Below are 3,998 nucleotides of genomic sequence, written 5' to 3'. Positions count from 1 at the left end.
ACCCTGCGCAGCACCTCGGTCGCCGGGGTCCGCCCGGTCGGCGACCACCACGCCCACACCGGCGCGTCGTCCCCGACCCGCCCGGCCGCGTCGCGCAGCCGCGCGGACGCCAGCCGCAGGCCTGCCTGCCCCTCCCCGGCGAACAGCTCGCCGACCTCGCGGCGCACCCCGTCCACGTCGGGCGCGGCGCCACCGGCGGGCAGCGCCGCCGCCCACCACAGCTCGACCTCGGCCACGTGCCGGACCAGGTCGCCCACCAGCCAGCCGGGGCAGGCGGGCACGGGCGCGTCGAGCCGCCCGCGCGCCGCGGCCTCCAGACCGTCGCCGTGCTCCGCCACCGCCGCGCGCAGGTCGATGCCCACGCCGGGACGGTGGCGGCGGCGCGTCCGCCGACCGGGCGGTTCGGCGGCGCGCCCCCCGATCAGCCCAGCTCGCCGAACGGGTCCGCCGAGTGCCCCACCAGGTCCGCGATGGACCTCAGCACCCGCGTCGGCCGGTACGGGTACAGCTCGGCCGTCGAGTCCGCCGAGATGCCGCTGAGCACCAGGATCGTCCGCAGCCCCGCCTCCAGGCCGGCGCGCACGTCGGTGTCCATCCGGTCGCCGATCATCAGCGTGTTCTCCGAGTGCGCGCCCAGCGCCCGCAGCGCCGACCGCATCATCAGCGAGTTCGGCTTGCCCACGTAGTACGGCTCGCGCCCGGTGGCCCGCTCGATCAGCGCCGCGACCGCGCCCGTCGCGGGCAGCGAGCCCTCGCGCGAGGGACCGGTGGCGTCCGGGTTGGTGGCGATGAACTTCGCCCCCTCCTCGACCAGCCGGATCGCCTTGGTGATGGCGGTGAAGCTGTAGGTGCGGGTCTCGCCGAGCACCACGTAGTCGGGGTCGCGGTCGGTCAGCACGTAGCCGACCTCGTGCAGCGCCGTGGTCAGCCCGGCCTCGCCGATGACGAAGGCCGAGCCGCCGGGGCGCTGCGAGTCCAGGAACCGGGCGGTGGCCAGCGCGGACGTCCAGATGGCCGTCTCCGGGACCTCCAGACCGGTCCTCGACAGCCGGGCGCGCAGGTCCCTCGGCGTGTAGATGGAGTTGTTCGTCAGCACGAGGAAGGGGATCCCGGCCGCGGTCAGCTCGGCGACGAACTCGCCGGAACCGGGGATCGGGTGCTCCTCGTGCACCAGCACGCCGTCCATGTCCATCAGGTAGTTCCAGCCCATGGCCGCCATGATCCCGGGCTCAGGCGTCGGCCACGCGCCCGCGGATCGCCTCCAGGAGGGCGAGCTGGTAGCGCTCGACCACCGCGCGCTCCTCCGGGGTGAACCGGCGCAGCGCGGCCTCCAGCACCTCGGCGGCGTCCCGGAACAGCGCCGCCACCTCGTCCGCCCTCGGCCCGGACACCTCGACGAGCACCTTGCGCCGGTCGTGCGGGTCGCGGACGCGGCGCACGTAGCCCGCGCGCTCCAGGCGGTCGATGACGCCGGTCACCGCGCCGGTGGACAGGCCGGAGAGCTCCGCCATCCGCCCGGCCGTGACCGGCGCGTCGCCCGCCAGCGCGAGGCCGAGGCACTTCTCGTCCGTCGTGGACAGCCCCATCCGCTCCGCCGCCCTGCCGTGCAGCAGCGCGGTGAGCGCGCCCGTCTCCCGCGCGTGCGCGCTGAACCGCTCCAGTTCCTCGGCGGGGACGTCGTGCTCGCTCATGCGGAGGAATTTAGTCCCCGTCCGGGCAGGCGGAACGACCGCTCTGCCGGTTATGCCCGTTACAGCGGGCTGTTCCGGCGGGTGAGCCCATTACCCTGGTCGGGGTGACGGCAGTCGACTTGGGACTACCCGTCGTGCGCAGTGCCCCCCACGTCACCGCACGTCCGGAGTCCCCCGCGCTCATCGACCGGTTCGGTCGGGTGGCGACCGACCTCAGGGTCTCGCTCACCGACAAGTGCAACCTGCGCTGCACCTACTGCATGCCCGCCGAGGGCCTGGACTGGTTGCGAGGGCCCGAGCTGCTCTCCGACGAGGAGCTGGTGCGGGTCATCGGCATCGCGGTGACCCGGCTCGGCGTGACCGACGTCCGGTTCACCGGCGGCGAGCCGCTGCTGCGCAAGGGCCTGGAGGACGTGCTCGCGGCGACCGCGGCCCTGGAGCCGAGGCCGCGCACGTCCATGACGACCAACGGCATCTCGCTGGCGGCGCGCGCGGCCGGGTTGAGGGCCGCGGGCCTGGACCGGGTGAACGTGTCGCTGGACACCCTGGACCGTGCGCGGTTCCGGGAGCTGACCAGGCGGGACCGGCTGCCCGACGTGCTGGAGGGGCTCGCCGCGGCGCGCGAGGCCGGGCTGGAACCGGTGAAGATCAACTCGGTGCTGATGCGCGGGGTGAACGACGACGAGGCCGTGGCCCTGGTGGAGTTCGCCGTCGAGCACGGCTACCAGCTGCGGTTCATCGAGCAGATGCCGCTCGACCCGCAGCACGGCTGGGACCGGTCGGAGATGGTCACCGCGCGGGAGATCCTGGACGCGCTGGGGACCCGGTTCGCGCTGGCCCCGGTGCCCGCGCGCGGCGCCGCGCCCGCCGAGCGGTGGGTGGTCGACGGCGGGCCGTCGGTGGTGGGCGTGATCGCGGCGGTGACCCGGCCGTTCTGCGCGGCCTGCGACCGGACCCGGCTGACCGCCGACGGGCAGGTGCGCAACTGCCTGTTCAGCGGCGCGGAGACCGACCTGCGGGCGCTGCTGCGCTCCGGGGCCTCGGACGAGGAGGTCGCCGAGCGGTGGCGGGGCAACGCCTGGGCCAAGGCCGAGGGGCACGGGATCGACGGGGACGGGTTCGCGCAGCCGGACCGCCCCATGAGCGCTATCGGAGGATGACGTGGTCGAGCTGACCGTCCGCTACTTCGCGGGGGCCCGCGCCGCCGCGGGGGTGCCCGCCGAGACCGTGGCGGTGCCGGGCGCGGGGTCCGGGACCACCGTGGCGCACGTGCTCGACGTGGTGCGCGCGAAGCACGGGGCGAACCTCACCCGCGTGCTGGCGGCGTCGAGCTTCCTGCTGGACGGGGTCGCGGTCCGGGACCACGCCGCTGCGGTGTCCGCCGGGGCCGAGCTGGACGTGCTGCCCCCCTTCGCGGGCGGTTGATCACTGGCCCGAAGAGGTGACTCATGACTCACCGACGGTAATTGATATCGACAAATCTCGGAATGGAAACGGGACGATAACGCACGTCCTGAGCTGCGGTTACACCCAGGTCGACCCGGCCTCGTGAAACGTTACAGTGACTGCCGTCACAGTCCGGAACGTTTGGCGAGCGGGTCCGCGGCTACGTACGGTCGCTTCTCGGTTGGCCCCGACCAACCAGCGAGATCCGGGAGACCGCGCCTGAACCCCGTCCTGCGGCCCCCGGCACACACCCCGAGCGAGAGACATCCGCCGGGCGGGGGCGGGGGACACCGGGCCCGAATCCGGAGTCCCCAGTGGCAGGGCAGCGGGCTGAGAGGCAGATGGCGGTTTACCGAGGCAAGCACCGTTTCCAGTCCCTCCGCGCCAACGCGGCCGTTCGCGGCATCGCGAAGGTGGCCGTGGCGGGCGTCATCGTCGGCGCCCCGCTGGCCATGGCGGGCACGGCGTCCGCGCAGGGCTCCGGCGTGAACTGGGACGCCGTCGCGGCGTGCGAGAGCGGCGGCAACTGGAGCATCAACACCGGCAACGGGTACTACGGCGGCCTGCAGTTCAGCCCGTCGACCTGGACCAGCCACGGCGGCTCCGGGATGGCCCACCAGGCCTCCAGGGCCGAGCAGATCCGCGTGGCCGAGAACGTCATGAAGACCCAGGGCATCGGCGCCTGGCCCGTCTGCGGCCCCAAGGGCCTCGGCGGCGGCGCGGCCCCGGCGCGGACCGCGCCCGCGCCCCATCAGGCGGCGCCCGCGCCCCAGGATCAGTCGGCGCCGCAGAAGCGCGCGAAGGCCCCCGTTCATCATCATGGGGCCCCCGTGGTCGTGGCGCTGCCCCAGAGCAACCCGA

Annotated in this window: 6 protein-coding genes; 3 read left to right on the top strand and 3 right to left on the bottom strand. The window is 74.2% G+C overall.

Features of this window, described 5'->3' with window-relative positions; all coding sequences use genetic code 11:
- The 3 genes from ACTUAL_RS20670 to ACTUAL_RS20660 form a co-directional block, all read right to left on the bottom strand.
- Positions 1 to 362 (bottom strand): maleylpyruvate isomerase N-terminal domain-containing protein (locus ACTUAL_RS20670; RefSeq protein ID WP_440901404.1); only part of this gene is annotated, 362 nt, incomplete at its 3' end.
- 59 nt (positions 363 to 421) lie between these two features.
- Positions 422 to 1,210 carry an HAD-IIA family hydrolase gene (locus ACTUAL_RS20665; protein ID WP_177154476.1) on the bottom strand — a complete coding sequence of 263 codons (789 nt, stop codon included), beginning with the start codon at positions 1,208 to 1,210 and terminating at the stop codon, positions 422 to 424.
- A 19-nt stretch (positions 1,211 to 1,229) separates the two neighbouring features.
- Positions 1,230 to 1,691, bottom strand: a complete 462-nt coding sequence (locus tag ACTUAL_RS20660; protein WP_096491308.1) for a MarR family winged helix-turn-helix transcriptional regulator — start codon at positions 1,689 to 1,691, stop codon at positions 1,230 to 1,232.
- Positions 1,692 to 1,795: 104 nt separating this feature from the next.
- On the opposite strand from ACTUAL_RS20660, the gene moaA reads away from it, so the two are divergent.
- The 3 genes from moaA to ACTUAL_RS20645 form a co-directional block, all read left to right on the top strand.
- Entirely contained in the window at positions 1,796 to 2,851 is a 1,056-nt protein-coding gene (moaA, locus tag ACTUAL_RS20655; RefSeq protein WP_440901403.1) for a GTP 3',8-cyclase MoaA, read from the top strand.
- A 1-nt stretch (position 2,852) separates the two neighbouring features.
- Positions 2,853 to 3,116, top strand: coding sequence for a MoaD/ThiS family protein (locus tag ACTUAL_RS20650; protein ID WP_440901402.1), 264 nt, complete (start codon positions 2,853 to 2,855; stop codon positions 3,114 to 3,116).
- A 362-nt stretch (positions 3,117 to 3,478) separates the two neighbouring features.
- A partial coding sequence (locus ACTUAL_RS20645; RefSeq protein ID WP_440901401.1) for a transglycosylase family protein occupies positions 3,479 to 3,998 on the top strand: 520 nt, incomplete at its 3' end.

This window comes from Actinosynnema sp., from assembly GCF_052038725.1.
Note: the sequence above shows the minus strand (reverse complement) of the source record. Positions and strands in the feature narration are given on the sequence as shown.

What these genes read in the sequence shown, in the direction of transcription:
- ACTUAL_RS20665 (WP_177154476.1), bottom strand. Translation starts at nt 1,210, where the DNA reads ATGGGCTGGAACTACCTGATGGACATGGACGGCGTGCTGGTGCACGAG.
- ACTUAL_RS20660 (WP_096491308.1), bottom strand. Translation starts at nt 1,691, where the DNA reads ATGAGCGAGCACGACGTCCCCGCCGAGGAACTGGAGCGGTTCAGCGCG.